Origin of the sequence: Halomonas korlensis (assembly GCF_900116705.1) — a bacterium.
Lineage (GTDB): Bacteria > Pseudomonadota > Gammaproteobacteria > Pseudomonadales > Halomonadaceae > Halomonas > Halomonas korlensis.
Window position 1 is genome coordinate 23,539 of sequence record NZ_FPBP01000008.1, and the last position, 18,544, is coordinate 42,082.

General features: G+C 63.3%; 17 protein-coding genes. 3 read left to right on the forward strand and 14 right to left on the reverse strand.

The window, feature by feature from the left end; genetic code table 11:
* Positions 1-29: 29 nt before the first annotated feature.
* The 3 genes from BM341_RS11460 to uraH all read right to left on the reverse strand — a co-directional run bounded on the left by BM341_RS11460 (position 30) and on the right by uraH (position 2,509).
* A complete protein-coding gene (locus BM341_RS11460) occupies positions 30-764 on the reverse strand; it encodes a GntR family transcriptional regulator (protein ID WP_089796047.1) in 735 nt (244 codons plus the stop codon).
* Positions 765-895: 131 nt separating this feature from the next.
* Positions 896-2,104 carry a urate hydroxylase PuuD gene (locus BM341_RS11465; RefSeq protein WP_089796049.1) on the reverse strand — a complete coding sequence of 403 codons (1,209 nt, stop codon included), beginning with the start codon at positions 2,102-2,104 and terminating at the stop codon, positions 896-898.
* Between the two features lie 51 nt (positions 2,105-2,155).
* Positions 2,156-2,509 carry a hydroxyisourate hydrolase gene (gene uraH, locus BM341_RS11470; protein ID WP_089796051.1) on the reverse strand — a complete coding sequence of 118 codons (354 nt, stop codon included), beginning with the start codon at positions 2,507-2,509 and terminating at the stop codon, positions 2,156-2,158.
* Between the two features lie 197 nt (positions 2,510-2,706).
* On the opposite strand from uraH, the gene uraD reads away from it, so the two are divergent.
* Positions 2,707-3,228 carry a 2-oxo-4-hydroxy-4-carboxy-5-ureidoimidazoline decarboxylase gene (uraD, locus tag BM341_RS11475; RefSeq protein WP_089796053.1) on the forward strand — a complete coding sequence of 174 codons (522 nt, stop codon included), beginning with the start codon at positions 2,707-2,709 and terminating at the stop codon, positions 3,226-3,228.
* Positions 3,229-3,315: 87 nt separating this feature from the next.
* Here uraD and BM341_RS11480 read toward each other — a convergent pair whose 3' ends face one another.
* Together BM341_RS11480 and BM341_RS11485 are read right to left on the reverse strand one after the other, a co-directional pair.
* On the reverse strand, positions 3,316-4,740 hold the full coding sequence (locus BM341_RS11480; protein WP_089796055.1) for a uracil-xanthine permease family protein: 1,425 nt from the start codon (positions 4,738-4,740) through the stop codon (positions 3,316-3,318).
* 114 nt (positions 4,741-4,854) lie between these two features.
* Positions 4,855-5,706, reverse strand: coding sequence for a hypothetical protein (locus tag BM341_RS11485; RefSeq protein ID WP_089796057.1), 852 nt, complete (start codon positions 5,704-5,706; stop codon positions 4,855-4,857).
* Between the two features lie 171 nt (positions 5,707-5,877).
* Here BM341_RS11485 and BM341_RS11490 point away from each other — a divergent pair, with 171 nt between their 5' ends.
* A complete protein-coding gene (locus BM341_RS11490; RefSeq protein ID WP_089796059.1) occupies positions 5,878-6,501 on the forward strand; it encodes a phosphoribosyltransferase in 624 nt (207 codons plus the stop codon).
* A 95-nt stretch (positions 6,502-6,596) separates the two neighbouring features.
* On the opposite strand, the gene BM341_RS11495 is transcribed toward BM341_RS11490, so the two are convergent.
* From BM341_RS11495 to BM341_RS11505, 3 genes are all read right to left on the reverse strand, one after another.
* Positions 6,597-6,953: a phasin family protein gene (locus tag BM341_RS11495; RefSeq protein ID WP_089796061.1), complete on the reverse strand. Its 357-nt coding sequence runs from the start codon at positions 6,951-6,953 to the stop codon at positions 6,597-6,599.
* A 103-nt stretch (positions 6,954-7,056) separates the two neighbouring features.
* Positions 7,057-7,746 (reverse strand): glutathione S-transferase C-terminal domain-containing protein, encoded by a 690-nt coding sequence (locus tag BM341_RS11500; RefSeq protein WP_089796063.1) that lies wholly within the window; start codon positions 7,744-7,746, stop codon positions 7,057-7,059.
* Between the two features lie 39 nt (positions 7,747-7,785).
* Entirely contained in the window at positions 7,786-8,493 is a 708-nt protein-coding gene (locus tag BM341_RS11505; RefSeq protein WP_089796065.1) for a glutathione S-transferase N-terminal domain-containing protein, read from the reverse strand.
* 347 nt (positions 8,494-8,840) lie between these two features.
* Between BM341_RS11505 and BM341_RS11510 the strand changes: the two genes are divergently transcribed.
* Positions 8,841-10,541, forward strand: coding sequence for an L-lactate permease (locus tag BM341_RS11510; protein ID WP_089796067.1), 1,701 nt, complete (start codon positions 8,841-8,843; stop codon positions 10,539-10,541).
* 95 nt (positions 10,542-10,636) lie between these two features.
* Here the strand turns inward: BM341_RS11510 and BM341_RS11515 are convergent, their stop codons facing one another.
* From BM341_RS11515 to BM341_RS11540, 6 genes are all read right to left on the reverse strand, one after another.
* The gene (locus tag BM341_RS11515; RefSeq protein ID WP_089796069.1) at positions 10,637-11,161 is read right to left on the reverse strand and encodes a gamma carbonic anhydrase family protein; all 525 of its coding nucleotides are present in this window, start codon (positions 11,159-11,161) and stop codon (positions 10,637-10,639) included.
* Between the two features lie 63 nt (positions 11,162-11,224).
* A complete protein-coding gene (ltaE, locus tag BM341_RS11520) occupies positions 11,225-12,229 on the reverse strand; it encodes a low-specificity L-threonine aldolase (RefSeq protein WP_089796071.1) in 1,005 nt (334 codons plus the stop codon).
* A complete protein-coding gene (locus BM341_RS11525) occupies positions 12,226-15,228 on the reverse strand; it encodes an FAD-binding and (Fe-S)-binding domain-containing protein (RefSeq protein ID WP_089796074.1) in 3,003 nt (1,000 codons plus the stop codon). Before BM341_RS11525 ends, ltaE begins: the two co-directional genes overlap by 4 nt.
* Before the next feature lie 35 nt (positions 15,229-15,263).
* Complete coding sequence (locus tag BM341_RS11530; protein WP_089796076.1) at positions 15,264-16,472, reverse strand: pyridoxal-phosphate-dependent aminotransferase family protein; 1,209 nt, start codon at positions 16,470-16,472, stop codon at positions 15,264-15,266.
* 63 nt (positions 16,473-16,535) lie between these two features.
* Positions 16,536-17,723 (reverse strand): CaiB/BaiF CoA transferase family protein, encoded by a 1,188-nt coding sequence (locus tag BM341_RS11535; protein ID WP_089796078.1) that lies wholly within the window; start codon positions 17,721-17,723, stop codon positions 16,536-16,538.
* Between the two features lie 24 nt (positions 17,724-17,747).
* Positions 17,748-18,533 carry an enoyl-CoA hydratase/isomerase family protein gene (locus BM341_RS11540; RefSeq protein ID WP_089796079.1) on the reverse strand — a complete coding sequence of 262 codons (786 nt, stop codon included), beginning with the start codon at positions 18,531-18,533 and terminating at the stop codon, positions 17,748-17,750.
* Positions 18,534-18,544: the final 11 nt, after the last annotated feature.

Sequence of the window (18,544 nt, forward strand, 5' to 3'; positions counted from 1 at the left end):
GCCCCCGGCACTGACCTGACGACGCCGCCTCAACTGCCGAAGATGCGGTAGAGATCCGGCGCGTCGGCGGCTTCCTCGACAATCGACAGCGAGGCCTCGATGGCCTTGAGATGGCGGCTCATGAAGGCCTTGGCGCGCTCGCCGTTGCGGGCTTCGAGGTGACCAATCAGGTCGCCATGGTCGTGTGACTCGCAGCCCAGATGACCGGCGTTGCCGTAGACGGCGAGGATCAGCGACGAGCGCGAGCAGAGCCTGCCGACGAACTCGGCCAGCGTGGCGTTGCCCGAAAGGCCCGCCAGACGCTCGTGGAAAGCGGCAGAGAGCTTGATGGCAGTGCTCTGCTCACCGCGCCGCAGCGCCTCGCGCTCGCGTTGGGCCATGTCGCGCAGTTCGTTGATATCGTCGTCGGTGATGCGCTGGGCCACCTCCGGCATCAGGCCGCACTCAATCATCTGGCGGGCATCGAAGACATCCTTGGCCTCGTCGGCGGTGGGGCGCGTCACGCTGGCCCCGCGGCGCGGCGTCAACGTGACCAGCTGCTCGAGCGCCAGTCGCTGCAGGATCTTGCGGATGCCGGTGCGGCTGACCCCGAACACCTCGGACAATGCATCCTCGCGCAACCGCGCCCCGGGCTTGAGGCGATGCTCGATGATGGCGTCGCTGATCGCGCGATAGATCGCCTCGTGGCGCTCGGCACCGTCTCCGTTCTTGCCGCGACGCGCACTCGGCACGTTGGGATCGGCCACGGTCTGACGCTGATTCATGCGGTGGTGCCTCCCTGGTGGCATGTTGCCAACTATTGTATACGCCGCGCCGACAGAATCACGCCTCTAACGGAAGAACCCGCCACCAGGGCGGGTCAAGGTCAAGAGAAGCGCTTTTCATGGGCGGGGAATCAGTCCGACCAGGCGGCGATGGCCTCGCGCTCCTCGTCGGTCATGCCGGTCATGTTGCCGAGTGGCATATAGCCACTGGCGACGACTTCCTGGATCTTGTCGCGCTGCTGAGCGATCTGTTCGTGGGTGTCGTAGGCGATACCCGCCGGCGGGGCATTGAAACCTTCCTGGCGGGGCTCGCTGGCATGACAGGCCACGCAGCGGGTCTCGATGATCGTCTGGGCCTCCTCCAGGGTGACCGCGGCGGAAGCCTGGGCCGTGCCAGAACTGGAGGGAGTAGTGCTCGGCATGGCGACCCAGAAGGCGACGGCGATCAGCGCGGTGCCGGCCACCGGATAGGCGGGCTGGACCCTGCCGGCGTGCATCAGCACGAAGAACTGGCGAATCAATGCACCACCGAAGATGAACAGCGACATAATCACCCAGGCGTACTCATGGGAATAGGCGAAGGAGTAGTGATTGCTGATCATCAGCAGCACCACCGGCAGAGTGAAGTAGGTGTTGTGCACCGAGCGCTGCTTGCCGCGCTTGCCGTCCAGCGGATTGGGCGCCTCGCCGGCTTTCATGGCCTTCACCATGCGCCGCTGCCCGGGAATAATCCAGAAGAAGACATTGGCCGACATGGCAGTGGCCATCACCGCACCGGTGAGCAGGAAGGCCGCGCGGCCGGAGAAGATCTGGGTGCTCAGGTAGGAAACCACCACCATCATCACCGCCACTGCGACGCTGAGAACGCCGTCACGGGTCATGTTGGGACTGATGCGCTTGCAAAGCTCGTTGTAGACCACCCAGCCACCGAGCAGGAACAGCAACGCCACCACATTGGCTTGCCAGCCGCTCATGTTGGCGGCCCACGCCCAGCTGGCGTTGGGATTGACCAGGTAGAAGCTCGGGTTGGCCATGTAAAGCAGCACGAAGAGCGCGAAGCCCGACAGCCAGGTAGTGTAGGCCTTCCAGAACGACCAGTGCAGGTCATCGGGGAGCTTGGCCGGCGCCGTGGCGTACTTCTGGTTGTGGTAGAAGCCGCCGCCGTGCACCGCCCACATCTCGCCGAAGACGCCCTTGTCACGGTCTTCGGCGGCCTTGGGTGTGCGTAGGCCGTTGTCCAGCATCACGAAGTAGATCGACTCGCCGATCCAGGCGATGGCCGCGATGACATGCAGCCAGCGCAGCATGAAGTTGGTGAAATCCAGCAGGTAGGCTTGCATGTAGGAACCTCGTCTAGCGTCTTGTTAGGAGATATCGGCGTGGCGAGGTCATTAGCTGCCGCGATAAGTGGAATACCCATAGGGCGACAGCAGCAGCGGCACATGATAGTGCGCATCGGCGTCGGCCACCCCGAAGCGCAGTGGGATGACGTCCAGGAAGCGCGGCTCGGATGCCTCGACACCTTGAGCGCGCAGGTAGTCGCCGGCGTGGAATACCAGCTCGTACTCGCCGACGACAAGGGACTCGTCCTCGAGTATCGGCGCATCGCAGCGGCCGTCATCGTTGGTCACCACCTCCTTGAGGCGGGTACGGCCCTCGCCCTCGAGGCGATAGACCTCGATGCGGATACCCTTGCCGGGGCGGCCTTGAGCGGTGTCGAGAACGTGGGTGGTCAGACGTCCCATCGTGGCTCTCCTTGTTTTGTAGCGAATCGTGCCGTGAATGTCGGTAGTGAACTGCGGGTTGCACTTGCCGGTGGCGAGGCCAGGCGATCATCCTTCACCTCTGAGAACAGTTTTAGCTATTATTGGGGTACATTTCAAAACATTTTTTGTATACATTTAAACGAGAAGTACACGCCATCACCCGAGGAATATCACCAATGACCGACAAGACCCTGACCCCACGCCCCAGCCAGCTGGACAAGGCCGACTTCCTGGCCGCCTACGGCGATATCTACGAACACTCCCCCTGGATCGCCGAACGGGCCTGGGAGAATGGCCTCGAGGCACGCCACGACTCCCCCGCCGCCCTAGCCACGGCGATGGGACAGGCGCTCTCCTCCGCCTCCGCCGAGCACCAGCTGGAGGTAATCCGCGCCCACCCCGACCTGGCCGGCAAGGCCGCCATCGCCGGGGGGCTCACCGACGATTCCACTCGCGAGCAGGCCGGTGCCGGCCTGGACCAGTGCTCGCCTGAGGAGCTCGCACGCTTCGAGCGACTCAACGAGGCCTACAAGGCCAAGTTCGGCTTCCCCTTCGTGATGGCGGTGAAGGGCAGCGACCGCTACGCCATCCTCGACGCCTTCGAGACGCGCCTGGAGAACGACCCCGCCGAGGAGCGCCGTACTGCGGTGGAGCAAATCAACCGCATCGCCCGCTTCCGCCTCGAGGCCCGCTGCTGACCCCAAGCCGCCCTGACGCTTCAGCCAATCCGCTGCGGGGCGCCGGTGATGCCGGCGCCCCGCAGCGTTTCAGCCTCGGTGGTGGATTCAGCTCTTCACCGCACGGGGCGCCTGCTTGGTATCGTCGGCCTTCCCGCCTCCCCCGGCAGCCGCTTCGGCGTCGGCACGAGCGATCTCCTCGCGCTCGCGCTGCTCATCGGCCAGGGAGCGCCGGGGCAGCACGATGTTGAGCAAGAAGGCGGTAATCGCCGCCACCACGATGGGTGCGCCACCGATGATGTTGCGAACCATCTCCGGGAACTGCTCGATGGCCGCCGGCACCTCGGCGATGCCCAGCGCCAGGGCCAGCGAGAGACCGACGATGGTCACGTTGCGCGCCGAGAGCTCGTCCTTGATGAGGAGTTGGATGCCGGTCATGGTGATCATCCCGAACACCGTGATGGTGGCGCCACCCAGCACCGGATAGGGAATGGTGGTCATGATGGCACTGAACTTGGGGCTCAGGCCCGCCAGCACCATGAACAGACCGGTGATGGCCAGTACATAGCGGCTGATCACCTTGGTCATCGCTACGATGCCGACGTTCTGGCTGAAGGTGGAGGTCGGCAGCGCCGCGAACAGCGAGCTCAACGCGGTGGTCAGGCCGTTGCCCAGCAGGCCCCCGGTCAGCTCGCGGGTCTTCAGCTCGCGGTTCATGCCCGCCACGCTGGTAGCGGAAAGATCCCCGATGGTCTGCACCGAGTTGATCACACAGATCACCACCATGGAGACGATCGCCGCTGAGTGGAACTCCATCTGAAAGGGCATGAACTCGGGCACTGCCAGCCAGCGTGCCTCGGCCACCGTGCTGAAATCCACCATGCCCATCGGCAGGGCCACTGCATAGCCGACCAGGATGCCGACGATGATGGCCGAGAGCCTGACCACGCCACGGCCGAACTGGGAAGCCCCCAGCACCGCCAGCAGCGTAATGATGCCGACCATCCAGTTAGCCAGATCACCGAAGCCCTCGGCATTGACGTTGCCGCTGCCCGCCATGTAGCGGATGGCGATGTCGTAGAGCGAGAGGCCAATCACCAACACCACGGTGCCCGCCACGATGGGCGGAAACAGGTGGCGAATATATTGAATGAAGTAGCCGACCACCATCATGGTAATGCCGCCGATCAACTGCGCGCCGAGAATCCCTTCGATGCCGTATTGGCTACCCACCGCGATCAGGGTCGGCACGTAGGCGAACCCGACGCCGAAGATGGCCGGCAATCGGGCGCCGAACTTCCACACGCCGTAGAGGTGAAACAGGGTGCAGACCCCCGAGGCGAGTACCGCTACCTGGATCAGCAGCAGTTTCTCCTGAGGGGTGGAGCCCACGACTCCGGCGATGATGATCGGTGGGGTGATAACGCCGGCGATCATCGCCAGCACATGCTGTAGCGAGATGGGCAGCGCCTTGTAGACAGGCGGCCGGCCATAGAAATCGAACAGTGAGGTATTGCGGGTCTTGTGGGTCATGGGCTATCCGGGGCGGTTGTTGTCATGTTCAATGCATACCGTATGTCGTCATCAATGGCCATTAATAGGTCATATTTTAGACACAAAGTTGTATACATTGCCTTCGTGAAAGGCCTAGAAATGCCATTCAAGCTGGAGAGTGGGCGCATCGGTATCCACCCCGGGCTTGCCGTGGTTACCGAACTTGTTGCGCCAGTATTCATAGCCAACCCCGGCCCACAGCTGGTTCTCCTCACCCCAGGCGAGCATGCCCGCATCGAGCATCAGCGAGGTTCGCATCAGCTGCTCGGGCTCGGTGGCATTCCCCTGATAATCGCTTCCCTTCTTGCCGTTGTAGTTGTAGAAGCCCTGGAACTTCATCGGCAGAGCACTTATCTCGAAGGGCAGTCCCCAGGCCAGGTTGATCTGGTAGTAGGGATCGAACTCGATCTCATCGACGTCACAGAAGCTCGCCCCACAATGGTTCCACTCGTGAGCATAGAAGAGGCTCAGGTCGACAAAGCCCTTGGGCACATCGAACTTGAGGGTCGGCCCAGCCAGCAGCATGCGCTTGCGCGGCGCAAACGTAGTGTTCTTGGTATTGAGGTCGAAGCCGCCGCTCAGCGCTACCTCCTTGACGGGCCCGAAGGTGAGCGCCTCGCCGAACAGCTTCCCGTAGTGGAGCTGATGACGGTAGGTGAGGTAGGCCTCGGTGGCCCCGCTTTCGCCGCCGCTAGCGGGGTCCGTGCTGTCTGATTGCAGCAGATCCAGGTTGAGGAAATTCTGCCCCAGCGTGTAACCGCTGACGTGGGTGAACTGGAGGACATGCTTTTCGATGTTTCTTGGGTTGCCCGGTTCGGTGAACTGGGTGCCGTAGCGGTAGCCGATGAAGTTATCGCTCCAGGTGGCCGCCTGGGCGGCGCCGACCAGCGACCCACCGATCAGTAAGGCGCCCACCAGTCGGCGAATGTGAACACTGTGCTGCATATGTAGACTCCGTTTTTGTGTTTTTTTGGATACAAAATATGGTTGATTAAAAGTACATAAAAGGCCAATGAACTGTATACCAGAAATCCTTGTATATTCACCCCACCTTCGTCGAAGCCGCGGGAGCCGACTAGACTGTCGTGAAGGAACGGGGCCGCAAAGGAGATCATCATGTTCCGCAACCGTCTCGACGCTGCCCGGCAGTTGGCCGAGCGTCTCGATCATCTCAAGGGGGAACGTCCTCTGGTGCTGGCTATTCCGCGCGGCGGTGTGCCCATGGGGCGACTGATCGCCGATGCCATCGACGGGGAACTCGACGTGGTGCTGGTGCGCAAGCTCGGCGCACCAGGCAACCCGGAGTTCGCTATCGGCGCGGTCAGCGAGGACGGCAGTATTCAGCTGGAAGAGGAGGCCCGCTACTGCCGGGACGAAGTGTTAAACAGGGAAGTGGAGCGCCAACGCGAGCGGATTGCGGAGCGGCGGAGGCGCTATACCCCGGTGCGCTCACCGATCGATCCCACCGGGCGGGTCGTGGTGGTCGTGGACGACGGCAGCGCCACGGGCGCCACCATGGCGGCGGCACTGGCCACGCTGCGCCAGCGCCAGCCGAAACGCCTCATCGCCGCCATCGGCGTGGCGCCTCCCGATACCCTGACGCGGCTCGAGGCGCTGGCCGATGAGGTGGTATGTCTGGCATCGCCCAGCCGCTTTTACGCCGTGGGGCCCTTCTTCGCCGATTTCGCCCAGGTGGAGGATGAGGACGTCATCCGACTGCTCGGCGAGCACGCGACGTAAACATACGACGTGAACATCACGGGCTTGCCAAACGTCAGCGGGCCGCCTCAGGGATGAGGCGGCCCGCGGGTCGAGCATCAAGGTAATGGCGGCTATCAGGACGCGTTAGCGGTAAGCGATTTCAGGTTCTTCTGGACCAGTTGCTGGCCTTTCTGAGCATATTCCCGGCTCAATGCCACGATCCTGTCGGCATCACCCTTGAAGCGCTCGCTCACGTCCTGACTCGTCTTCTGCTGACTCTCGACGACCAGCTGGAAGCTCTCGATATCTCGCGCTTCCAGCCAGGTCCGCGCCTGCGCCATGCCGAGATCGGTGCCGGCGCGAATGGCATCATTCTGGGCCGCTGACAGCTTCTGGCAGTATTCAAGCACCAGATCGGCATAGCTGCGGTAAGGCGCGGCGACGAGACGCTCGAATGACGCGTTGACGTTTGGGGAAGTAGTTTGGCTCATCGGACACCTCCATCGGGGTCGAGGGGAAAGGCACAACGCTTAGTGCTGCATTGCAACATAGCAGACGCCATTGTGCGGTGCAATATCCTATGTGTCCCCGCACTCAGCGTTGTCCGAACAAGTGTTTGCGCGCCTCGTCGTCCATTTCCACGTTATTGGCCGGGTTGATGTCCTCCACCAGCGCATAGGCCCGCTTCACGGCGGGGCGTGCGTCGATCTCGCGCATCCAGCGCAGGACATTGGGATATTCTTCGATGTCCTGCCCCTGCTTGTCATAGGGCACGACCCACGGATAGATGGCCATGTCGGCGATGGAGTAGGCATCGCCGCCCATGTAGTCATGATCCTCGAGACGGGCATCAAGCACACTGTAGAGTCGTGCGGTCTCCTTGATGTAGCGCTCGACGGCGTAATCGATCTTGTGCGGGGCGTAGTTGCGGAAATGATGGTTCTGACCGGCCATGGGCCCCAGCCCACCCACCTGCCAGTACACCCACTGCAGCGTCACATAGCGTTCGCGACCCTCATGGGCCAGGAAGCGCCCGGTCTTGTCGGCCAGGTATTCGAGAATGGCCCCGCTCTCGAACAGGGCGAGCGGTTGCCCTCCATCCGCTGGCGCACGGTCGACGATGGCCGGTATGCGATTGTTGGGCGCGATGGTCAGGAACTCAGAGGCAAACTGCTCGCCACGGCCGATATGCACCGGCTTCACGGCGTAGTCGAGTCCTGCCTCTTCGAGAAAGATCGAGACCTTGTGGCCATTGGGCGTGGTCCAGTAATAGAGATCGATCATGGCGGCTCCTGTGATGAAAAAGGGAAGCGAGGGCTGCGCTCAGCGATACGCGCCATTGATATCGGTGACGCGCATGGCCTGGCGGCCCAGGCCGTCATGGCTATCCAGCATGCGTTCGATCCAGGCATAAACGGGGTCGGCATTGGAGACCAGATCGGCACTGGAGACGCAGCGAGCCCACATGAAATTGCCAAACACCAGATAATCGGCCGCGGCCGGCGCCTCACCGTCGATGAAGTCGGATTCCTTCAGATGGCCGCGCAACGGCTCAAGGGCGGCATCGAGCTGGGCAAGCCCCTTGGACGGTGAGTGAAACTCCTCGAGCGTGCGACCAAAGCGCTTCTCGCGCGTCTCGCGAAAGTAGTCACGATCGTCAGGATGTACGGCATTGAGCAGATCCATGATGATGGTACGCAGCATGGCCGGCGCCAGCGTACGCTCGGCATAATACTTGAAGAAGCGTGCGCGGTCCGCGGCAAGCCCCTCACCAAGCAGCGGCGACTCAGGGTAGGTGCGATCCAGGTAGCGCAGGATATCGTAGCTTTCGGTCACCACCTCGTCGCCATCGACCAGCACCGGCACCTTGTCGTGGTTGGCGAAGGCAAGGGCCTGCTTGTCGGTGAACCGCCACGGGCGCGTCTGTGTGTCCAGCCCCTTGTGGGCCAAGGCGAACTTGACCCGCCAGCAGAAGGGGGAAAAACGCAGATCGTCGTCGATACCACACAGGTCGTAGAGTACCCGGGCCATGCTGTTTCCTCTCGTCATCAGCTGATCATGACTCGATAGTGACAGGCTTTCCCCTTGCCGCCAACAGGGTCAGGAAACGTGCCGACTTGTTGTCCATTAGTCTAATGCTGAAGCGACGCCTACTCCGCCCTACCATCATGAAATAAATGCAAGTTAATGAAATAAAAGACATCGTCTACCGTTATTGTTTAGCATAAACTAATTCGATATTGGTAATACCAACTATCCAGCAATACTTGAACAGCACGTTTACGATTATAGTCGCTGCCTCGCCATGTCCACGAGGGGCAGCGAGGACACCTGTTTTTCCCTCATGCTCGACAAGGAAACATAGAAGGGAGTTTTCCATGAACGGAACAATACTCGCATTGCTTGCCTTTGTGCCGCTGGTACTGGCTGGTGTGCTCTTGATCGGCTTTCGGATGGCCGCCAAGGTCGCCATGCCGGTGGTCTTCGTGGTCACCGCCATCATCGCCCTGTTTGCCTGGGAGATGAGCGTTACGCGGGTCCTGGCCTCGACCTTCCAGGGGCTGATCCTCACCGTTGCGATCCTGTGGATCATTTTCGGTGCCATCCTGCTGCTCAATACCCTCAAGCACTCCGGCGGCATCAAGGCCATTCGCAACGGCTTCTCGGGGATCAGCCCCGACCGTCGCGTCCAGGCCCTGATCGTTGCCTGGCTGTTCGGCTGCTTTATCGAGGGTGCCTCGGGCTTCGGCACGCCCGCGGCCGTGGCGGCACCGCTGATGGTCGCGCTGGGCTTCCCGGCCCTTGCGGCCGTTGTGGTGGGCATGATGATCCAGTCCACGCCGGTGTCCTTTGGCGCAGTGGGCACGCCCATCGTGGTAGGAGTCACCGGCGGCGTCGATCGCATCGGCATCACCGAGACCCTCGAGGCCGGTGGCTTCACCTGGATGGAATACTTTCGCCTGATTGCCGCCGAGGTCGCGATCATTCACGGCATCGTCGGGGTGCTGATGCCCCTGATCATGGTCGTCATCATGGTGCGCTTCTTCGGCGCCAACCGTTCATGGAAGGAAGGCCTTTCCATCACACCCTTCGCGCTGTTCACCGGGGTATGTTTCGTGGTGCCCTACATGCTGGCCGGCGTCTTCCTGGGTCCGGAGTTCCCGTCGATGATCGGCGCCATGGTCGGCCTGGCCATCGTCGTGCCGGCAGCACGCAAGGGCTTCCTGCTGCCCAAGGACAACTGGGATTTCCCCGAGCGCACGTCCTGGCCGGCCGAGTGGATCGGCAAGCTCGAGATCAAGCTCGACGATATTACCAGCAAGGCACCAATCTCCACGCTCATGGGCTGGGTTCCCTATGTTCTGCTGGCATTGTTTCTGGTGGCATCGCGCGTCATCGACCCGCTGCGTGAGGCACTGATGGCCTTCAGCTTTGGCTGGACCAATATCCTCGGCGAGGAAGGTGTTTCAGGCAGTATCCAGCCGCTTTACCTGCCCGGCGGCATCATCCTGATGGTGGTGGCAGTGACCTATTTCCTGCACCGCATGAGCGCCCGCGAGATGTCGGCGGCGGTGCATGAGTCCACCAAGACCATCTTCGGCGCCGGCTTCGTGCTGATCTTCACCATCCCCATGGTGCGTATCCTCATCAACTCGGGGGTCAACGCCGCGGACCTGGTTTCCATGCCGGTGGCCATGGCGCAGTTCGTGGCCGATGGGGTGGGCGATGTCTATCCATTCTTCGCCCCGGCCGTGGGGGCGCTGGGGGCCTTCATCGCCGGCTCCAACACCGTCTCGAACCTGATGCTGGCCGATTACCAGTTCAACGTCGCCCAGCAGCTCGGCCTGTCCACCGCCTTCATGGTCTCGCTGCAGGCCGTTGGCGCCGCCGCCGGTAACATGGTCGCGATCCACAACGTGGTGGCCGCCTCCGCCACCGTCGGCCTGCTCGGCCGCGAGGGCATCACCATCCGCAAGACCCTGCTGCCCACGCTCTACTACCTGATCTTCACCGGGATCATCGCGCTGGTGGCGTTCTACGTGATCGGGGTTTCCGATCCGCTGCTGCAGGCAGGCTGACCCTCAGCCGTAAACCGACACCGCCCCCACGGCCAGGCCATGGGGGCGGTTTTCGTTGGCTTTGCTGATTTCTTTACGAAAGGCTGCCAGGTGTGTCAGCCGATGCGCTCGAGATCCTGGGCATGGCGCCGTCCGCGTTCGACATAGCCTTGTGCGTTCTTCCTCATTCCTTCCACCGCTTCGGGTGACAGCTCGCGTACGACCTTGGCCGGCGCGCCGACAATCAGCGAGTTATCGGGAAAGTTCGCGCCTTCCTTGACCAGCGCGCCCGCCCCGACCAGGCAGTTCTTGCCGATCACCGCGCCATTGAGGACCACCGCCTGAATGCCGATCAGGCTGCCGTCTCCGATCGTGCAGCCGTGCAGCATGGCCTGATGCCCCACCGTCACGCCCTTGCCCACCGTGGTGGGAAAGCCCGGGTCGGCATGCAGCACGGCGCCGTCCTGGATATTGCTTTCCTCGCCCACTGAAAGCGTCGCGGTATCGCCGCGCAGCACGGCCTGATACCAGACGCTGGCACCGCGTGCCAGTATCACATCGCCGATGACATCCGCTGTTTCGGCGACGTAGACGTCGTCATGGATGTCGGGGGTCGTGTCGCCATACTTGTAGATCGCCACTGTCCGTCTCCTTTCGTTCACACTGCTGAAACCGTCTGCCACAGCGCCGGTTATCGTGACCGGTTATTGTAAAAAGTAGGCCTCGACGCTTGCCACCACGTGGCGCACCTCGTCCTCCGACACGTCGAGATGGGTCACCAGCCGCGTCACCGGCGATACCGCCATCAACACGCCGCGGGCCTCGAGAAATTCGCCCAGCCCCCCGCAATGTGCCTCGGGGAAGCTTACGAATACCATATTGGTGTCGCAGGCCAACACCTCGACACCCTCGATAGTGGCCAGCCCCCTCGCTAGCTGCTGGGCATGACGATGATCATCGGCCAGGCGCTCGACGTGGTAGTCCAGCGCATGCTGGCAACCCGCCGCCAGCATGCCGACCTGGCGCATGCCACCGCCCAGCGTCTTGCGCCAGCGTCGCGCCCGCGCGATGAAGTCCTCGCCGCCCAGCAGCAGCGACCCTACCGGCGCCCCCAGGCCCTTCGAGAAGCATAGCGACACCGTATCGAAGCCGCGGCACAGCGATGCCAGCGAGCGTCCGCTGGCGACCGAGGCGTTGAACAGCCGCGCCCCGTCCAGGTGGGTGGCCAGGCCGTGCGTTCTCGCCACGCCGGTCGCCCGGGTCAGATAGTCCTCGGGTATCACCTTGCCGCGAAAGGTGTTTTCCAGCGCAATTAAGCGGGTCCGCGCATGGTGGATATCGTGTCCCTTGATCGCGGCGCGGACCTTGTCCAACGGCAGGCTGCCATCCGCGGCATGCTCGATCGGCTGGGAGTGGATGCCGCCCAGCGACGCCGCCCCGCCGCCCTCATCGCGATAGATATGCGACTGCTGACCGCAGATGAATTCATCGCCGCGCTGGCAGTGCGTCATCAGCGCCGCGAGGTTGCTCTGGGTCCCCGAGGGGAAGAACAGCGCTGCGGGCAGCGCCGCTTTCTCGGCCACGGTCGCCTCGAACGCGGCCACGGTGGGGTCGTCGCCCCAGACGTCATCACCCACCGGCGCCTGGCTCATGGCCTGGCGCATCGCCGCGGTCGGCCGGGTGACGGTATCGCTGCGCAGATCGATCATGCCAGGGCCTGCTCGAGCACGCGCGCCACATGCACGGCCGTGTGGCCGCTGCCGTCATGAATCTGGTGGCGACAGCTGGTGCCATCGGCGACCAGCAGCGCATCCTCACCGCGATCGCGAATCGCCGGCAGCAGCGACAGCTCGGCCATCTTCATGGAGGCCTCATAGTGCTCCTTCTCGTAGCCGAAGCTGCCTGCCATGCCGCAGCACGACGACTCGATCGTCTCGATCTCGAGGCCGGGTATCCACCCCAGCACCGTCTCGACCGGCCGCAGCGCATCGAAGGCTTTCTGATGGCAGTGACCGTGCAGCATTGCGCGCGGCTGCTCGAGCGCCTTGAGCGACAGCGGCAGCTGGTCCGCTTCGCGGGCCTTGACGAGGAACTCCTCGAACAGGAAGGCCGCTACTGACAGCGCCCGCGCCTGCTCGCCGAAGCCGTACTGCAGGAACTCATCGCGCATGCTGAGCAGGCACGACGGCTCGAGACCGACGATGGCCACGCCACGCTCGACGAAGGGCATCAGATGATCGAGGGTGCGCTGCGCCTCGGCCTTGGCCTTGTCGAACTGTCCCGAGGAGAGATAGGTCCGCCCACAGCACAGCGGGCGCTCGCCCTTCTTCACATTGAGATGAACCCGGTAGCCGGCGGCTTCCAGCACCCGCTTGGCGGCACGGGCGTTGTCGCCTTCCATGTAGTTGTTGAAGGTATCGACAAACAGCAACACCTCGCGACTCGCGGTGGCGGCGCCAGCGGTCTCGCCGGCCCCGGCCAGGAAGTTGCCGGCGAACGCTGGCAATGCGCGCTGCTCGGCGAGCCCCAGCGCCTGCTTGATCTGGCGGGCCAGCAGCGGCACCCGCTCGACGGCCGCCATCAGGCCCGAGAGCCGACTGGCGTAGGGCGCGTAACGCGGCATCTCACCGACCATACGGTCACGCAGCGACAGACCCTTGGCCCGGGCCCGCGCAGTACGCGCTTCGATCTTGAACTTGGCCATATCGACACCGGTCGGACACTCGCGCCTGCAACCCTTGCACGACACGCACAGGTCCAGCGCCTCCTTGACGTCGTCGCCGGCCAGGCCCTGGTCGCCAAGCTGGCCCGAGAGTACCAGGCGCAGCGTATTGGCGCGGCCACGCGTCAGGTGCTGCTCGTCCTTGGTGACGCGATAGCTCGGGCACATGGTGCCGGCGTCGAACTTGCGGCAATGGCCGTTGTTGTTGCACATCTCCACCGCCATCGCCAGGCCATGGGTGGTATCGCCGCCGGTGCCCGGCGGCGTCTGCTCGCCGGTCAGCGGGTCGCGCTCGACGTTCCACGCCGACCAGTCGAACACCGGGGTCAGCGGAATCGCCTGGTACTTCTCGGGGAAGCGGAAATAGCGCTTGTCGTCCATCTTCGGCGTGTCGACAATCTTGCCCGGGTTGAGCCGGTTGTCGGGGTCGAACAGCTGCTTGATCTCGCGGAACGCCTCGTTGACCGTGGGGCCGAACTGCCAGGCCACCCACTCGCCGCGGCATATCCCATCGCCGTGCTCACCGGAATAGGCGCCCTTGTACTCGCGCACCAGCGCGGAGGCCTTCTCGGCGATCTCGCGCATCTTCTCGGCGCCGTCGCGGCGCATGTCGAGGATCGGTCGCACGTGCAGGGTGCCGACGCTGGCATGGGCATACCAGGTGCCCTCGGTACCGTAATGGCGAAACAGCTGGGTCAGCTTGTCGGTGTATTCCGCCAGATGCTCCAGCGGCACCGCGCAATCCTCGATGAAGGACACCGGCTTGCCGTCGCCCTTCATGCTCATCATGATGTTGAGCCCCGCCTTGCGCACGTTCCACAGCGCCTTTTGCTCGGCGGCCTCGGGCATGTCAACGACCGAGCCCGGCAGTCCCAGCTCGCCCATCAGCTCGCTGAGCTGACGCAGCGCGGCCAGCTGGGCATCCTGGTCCTGGCCGGCGAATTCCACCAGCAGCACCGCCTCGGGCTTGCCGATCAGCGCCTTCTCGATCACCGGGCGAAACGCCGGGTTCTGCAGCGACAGCTCGATCATGGTGTGATCGACGAGTTCCACCGCGGTCGGGCCGAGCGTGACGATATGCTGGGCGAAGTCCATCGCCTGGTAGAAGGTCGGGAAGTTCACCACCCCCAGCACCTTGTGCTCGGGCAGGGGCGACAGGCGCAGCTTGATGCGCCGGCTCATGCCCAGCGTGCCCTCGGAGCCGACCAGCAGGTGCGCCAGGTTGGCGCGCCCGTCGGGGTCGTAGGGCTTGGGATTCTGGCAGTTGAACAGGTCGAGGTTGTAGCCCCCCACGCGGCGCAGCACCTTGGGGAAGTGCGCGCGGATCTCGGGGTCGACACGTGCGGCAATCGCCTGGACCTGTTCCGCCAGGCGATGCTCGCGCGACCCGGCGGCCAGTTCCTCGACGAAGCCGAAGTTCACCTCGCTGCCGTCGGCCAGCGTCGCCTCGACGCCGAGCACGTTGTGGACCATGTTGCCGTAGTGAATCGAGCGTGAGCCGCAGGAGTTGTTGCCGGTCATGCCGCCGATCGTGCACTGCGCACTGGTGGAGACATCCACCGGGTACCAGAGGCCGTATGGCTTCAGCCAGGCATTAAGATGATCGAGCACCAGGCCCGGCTCGACCACCACCGTGCGGGCCTCGGCATCGAAGTCGATGATCTGGTCCAACCAGCGCGAGGTATCGATCACCAGCGCCTCGCCCACCGTCTGCCCGCACTGGCTGGTGCCCCCGCCGCGCGGCAATACCGGCACCCGGGCGTCGCGGGCGATGTCCAGCGCCAGCGCCAGGTCGCGCTGATGGCGGGGAATGACCACGCCGACCGGCGTGATCTGGTAGATCGAGGCATCCGTCGCATAGCGGCCCCGCGACGCCTGGTCGAACAGCACCTCGCCCTGCAGCTCGCGCTCGAGCCGTGCCGCCAGTGTCGTGACCGGCTTGACCTTGGCATCGCGGGATTGAGTCTTCTCGGTCAGGGACGTCATGCCGTCCTCCTCAGTCGTTCACCTGGGCCAAGCGGTTACCCTGCGCGATGCATGGGATGGGCGGCGAAGTAGTCGAGCGCCGCGGTCACGCCCGAGCCCTTGAGCGGCACGCCGGCCAGCTTCATGCCGGCCTCGCAGCCGCCCAGGGTGGCGATCAGCGTCAGGTCGTTGCAGTCGCCCAGGTGACCGATGCGGAACATCGTGCCCTTGACCTTGCCCAGTCCCATGCCCAGCGACAAGTCAAAACGCTCGTAGATGATCTTGCGCACCTCGTCGGCATCGATGCCCTCGGGCATCACTACTCCGGTCAGCACCGGCGAGTAGACGCTCGGGTCCTGGCACTGGATCTCCAGGCCCCATGCCTCGACGGCGCAGCGCACCCCGGCTGCCCAGCGCTGATGGCGAGCGAGCACGTTCTCGAGCCCCTCTTCTTCCAGCATGTCGAGCGCCTCGTTGAGGCCGTAGAGCAGGTTGGTGCTGGGCGTGTAGGGCCAGTAGCCGTTCTTGTTGGCCTCGAGAATCTCGTCCCACGCCCAGAAGCTCTTGGGCAGTTGCGCCTTGGCGCTGGCGGCGATCGCCTTGTCGGAGAGCGCGTTGAAACTGATCCCCGGGGGCAGCATCAGGCCCTTCTGCGACCCCGAGACCGTCACGTCGACGCCCCATTCGTCGTGGCGGTAGTCGGCGCTGGCGAGGCCAGAGATGGTATCCACGATCAGCAGCGCCGGATGGCCGGCCGCATCGATGGCGCGACGCACGGCGGCAATATCGCTGGTCACGCCGGTCGAGGTCTCGTTGTGCACCACACACACCGCCTTGAGCTCATGGTGGGTGTCTTCCTTCAGGCGCGCCTCGATCATGTCCGCCTGTACACCATGACGCCATCCCTCGACACCCGGCAGACCCAGAAACTCGGGCTCGAGGCTCAGACGACGCGCCATCTTCTGCCACAGGGTCGCGAAGTGGCCGGTCTCGAACATCAGTACCCGGTCGCCCGGCGACAGGGTATTGATCAGCGCCGCTTCCCAGGCGCCGGTGCCCGAGGCCGGGTAGATGATCACCGGACTCTCGGTCTTGAAGACCCGCTTGATCTTGGTCAGCAGGTCGCGCCCCAGGGCGCCGAACTCAGGGCCACGGTGGTCGATGGTCGGCAGGCTCATGGCGCGCAGGATGCGATCCGGCACCGGCGACGGGCCGGGAATCTGCAGGAAATGACGACCGGACGGATGAAAATCGAGCTTCAACATGGGGATCTCTCCAGAGGCAATCTTGTACTTTTGATAATGAATGCAAAATGCGCCAAAAAATTTTTACTTGATACAGCCCTCGGCCCGCAGCGTTTCCAGCTGCTCGGGCGTGAAGCCCAGGGTGCCGAGCACTTCGTCGGTATGTTGGCCGAACAGGGGTGCTGGGCTGCGAATCTGCGAGGGGGTCTGCGAGAACTTGCTCGGAAAGCCAATGGTCTTCATCTTGCCGATCACCGGATGGTCCATTTCCTGCACCATGCCGCGCGCCAGGTAATGCTCGTCCTGCATGGCCTGGGCGAAGTTGTTGATCGGCCCGGCCGGCACGCCCGCCTTGTCGCAAAGCACCAGCCAATGGTCCATTTCCCGGTCGACCATGATCGCTTCCAGCACTGCCTCGAGTTCCTCGACGTGCTGGCCACGGTCGAAGTTGGTGAGGAACCGTGGATCGGCCATCAGGTCCTCGCGCTCGAGCACGTCCTGGCAGAAACGCTCCCAGGTGCGCTGGTTAGCGCAGCCCAGCATGATGTAGCCGTCGCTGGCCTTGACCGCCTGATAGGGCGCGGATACGCGATGCCGCCAGCCGGTGGGCTCGGGGACCGTGCCTTCGCCGAAATAGGCTGCCGCTTCCCAGGCGAACCAAGGCAAGCCGCACTCGGTGATGGCGATATCGATGTGCTGGCCTTCGCCGCTGTTGGTCTTGTGGATATAGGCCGCGAGAATCGAGTACACCGCCGTGATGCCGGCGCCGATATCATAGACGGCGATGCCGGTCTTGAGCGGGCGCCGGCCCTTCTCGCCGGTCATCGACATCAGCCCGGTCATGCCCTGGGCCACCAGGTCGAAGCCGCCGCGATGGCTGTAAGGGCCGGTCTGACCATAGCCGGAAATCGAGCAGTAGATGATGCCGGGATTGATCGCCTTGATGGTGTCGTAGTCGATCGCAAGCGATTTGGTGACGCCGGTGCGGTAGTTCTCGACGATGACGTCGGCGTCCCTGGCCAGACGATAGAAGATCTCCCTGGCCCGGTCGTCCTTCAAGTTGAGCGAGATGCTCTTCTTGTTGCGGTTGATCTGCGAGAAACAGGTCGACTCATCGTTGACGTAGGGACCCATCTGGCGGCTGTCATCGCCGCCCTGGATCTTCTCGACCTTGGTGACCTCCGCCCCCATGTCGGCCAGCACCATAGTGCAATAGGGCCCGGCCATGATCTGCGAAATATCCAGCACCTTGACGTTCTGTAGTGGCAGCATTGGCTGTACTCCCTCTTGGATGACTTAACGACCCGACCATTCGAAAGGCGTCTTGTGGACGAACTTGTCGACGGCCGCCTTGAAGTCATCGCTCATGTAGCAGGCGGTGACCCAGTCGTCACCCGCCTCGAGTGATGCACGACGCTGGGCCTGGACGCGTCCCACCAGCGCCTTGCTGGCCTGGAGCGTCAGCGGCGCACGCGTTGCGAAGTCATTGGCAATCGCCGTGACCTCGCTGGCAATGGTGTCGGGCGAAAAGATGCTGTTGACCAGCCCCGCCTGGTAGGCCTCGTCGGCGCTGAACAGCTTCGCCTGCATCAACACTTCCTTGGTGCGCGCGACACCCACCATGTCGATCAGCCGCGACACATTGGTGATCGACAGCGTGTTGCCCAGGGTCTTGGCGATCGGCACACCGAATTTCAGCGACGGCGTGCAATAGCGAAAATCGCAGGCCATGGCGATAGCCGCGCCCCCGCCAACACAGAAACCCTCGATCATGGCGATCGTCGGCTTGTTGAGAGTTTCAAGGCCGCTCACCACCCGCTCGATGCGACGCTCGTAATCGAGGGCATCCTCGGGCTGGGTAAAGTGAGCGAACTGGGTGATGTCGGTCCCTGCCACGAAGGCCTCGCCACCGACACCATGCAGCACCACGGCATGCACGCTGTCAACCTCGGCCAGCTGCGTACAGCTGGCTTCCAGAGCGTTGTACATGTCCCACGTCATGGCATTACGGCTCGCGGGCCGGTTGAAACCGATCCAGGCGAGATTGCCCTCGCGCCGGAAAATCAACGCCTCATCGGACATAAGCGTGTCCT

Bases quoted from the DNA above. Each gene is read 5' to 3' on its own strand.
- BM341_RS11495 (WP_089796061.1), bottom strand. From the start codon at position 6,953: ATGAGCCAAACTACTTCCCCAAACGTCAACGCGTCATTCGAGCGTCTC.
- BM341_RS11530 (WP_089796076.1), bottom strand. From the start codon at position 16,472: ATGTTGAAGCTCGATTTTCATCCGTCCGGTCGTCATTTCCTGCAGATT.
- BM341_RS11500 (WP_089796063.1), bottom strand. From the start codon at position 7,746: ATGATCGATCTCTATTACTGGACCACGCCCAATGGCCACAAGGTCTCG.
- BM341_RS11485 (WP_089796057.1), bottom strand. From the start codon at position 5,706: ATGCAGCACAGTGTTCACATTCGCCGACTGGTGGGCGCCTTACTGATC.
- BM341_RS11535 (WP_089796078.1), bottom strand. From the start codon at position 17,723: ATGCTGCCACTACAGAACGTCAAGGTGCTGGATATTTCGCAGATCATG.
- uraH (WP_089796051.1), bottom strand. From the start codon at position 2,509: ATGGGACGTCTGACCACCCACGTTCTCGACACCGCTCAAGGCCGCCCC.
- BM341_RS11525 (WP_089796074.1), bottom strand. From the start codon at position 15,228: ATGACGTCCCTGACCGAGAAGACTCAATCCCGCGATGCCAAGGTCAAG.
- BM341_RS11505 (WP_089796065.1), bottom strand. From the start codon at position 8,493: ATGGCCCGGGTACTCTACGACCTGTGTGGTATCGACGACGATCTGCGT.
- BM341_RS11480 (WP_089796055.1), bottom strand. From the start codon at position 4,740: ATGACCCACAAGACCCGCAATACCTCACTGTTCGATTTCTATGGCCGG.
- BM341_RS11510 (WP_089796067.1), top strand. From the start codon at position 8,841: ATGAACGGAACAATACTCGCATTGCTTGCCTTTGTGCCGCTGGTACTG.
- BM341_RS11540 (WP_089796079.1), bottom strand. From the start codon at position 18,533: ATGTCCGATGAGGCGTTGATTTTCCGGCGCGAGGGCAATCTCGCCTGG.
- BM341_RS11460 (WP_089796047.1), bottom strand. From the start codon at position 764: ATGAATCAGCGTCAGACCGTGGCCGATCCCAACGTGCCGAGTGCGCGT.
- BM341_RS11490 (WP_089796059.1), top strand. From the start codon at position 5,878: ATGTTCCGCAACCGTCTCGACGCTGCCCGGCAGTTGGCCGAGCGTCTC.
- ltaE (WP_089796071.1), bottom strand. From the start codon at position 12,229: ATGATCGATCTGCGCAGCGATACCGTCACCCGGCCGACCGCGGCGATG.
- uraD (WP_089796053.1), top strand. From the start codon at position 2,707: ATGACCGACAAGACCCTGACCCCACGCCCCAGCCAGCTGGACAAGGCC.
- BM341_RS11465 (WP_089796049.1), bottom strand. From the start codon at position 2,104: ATGCAAGCCTACCTGCTGGATTTCACCAACTTCATGCTGCGCTGGCTG.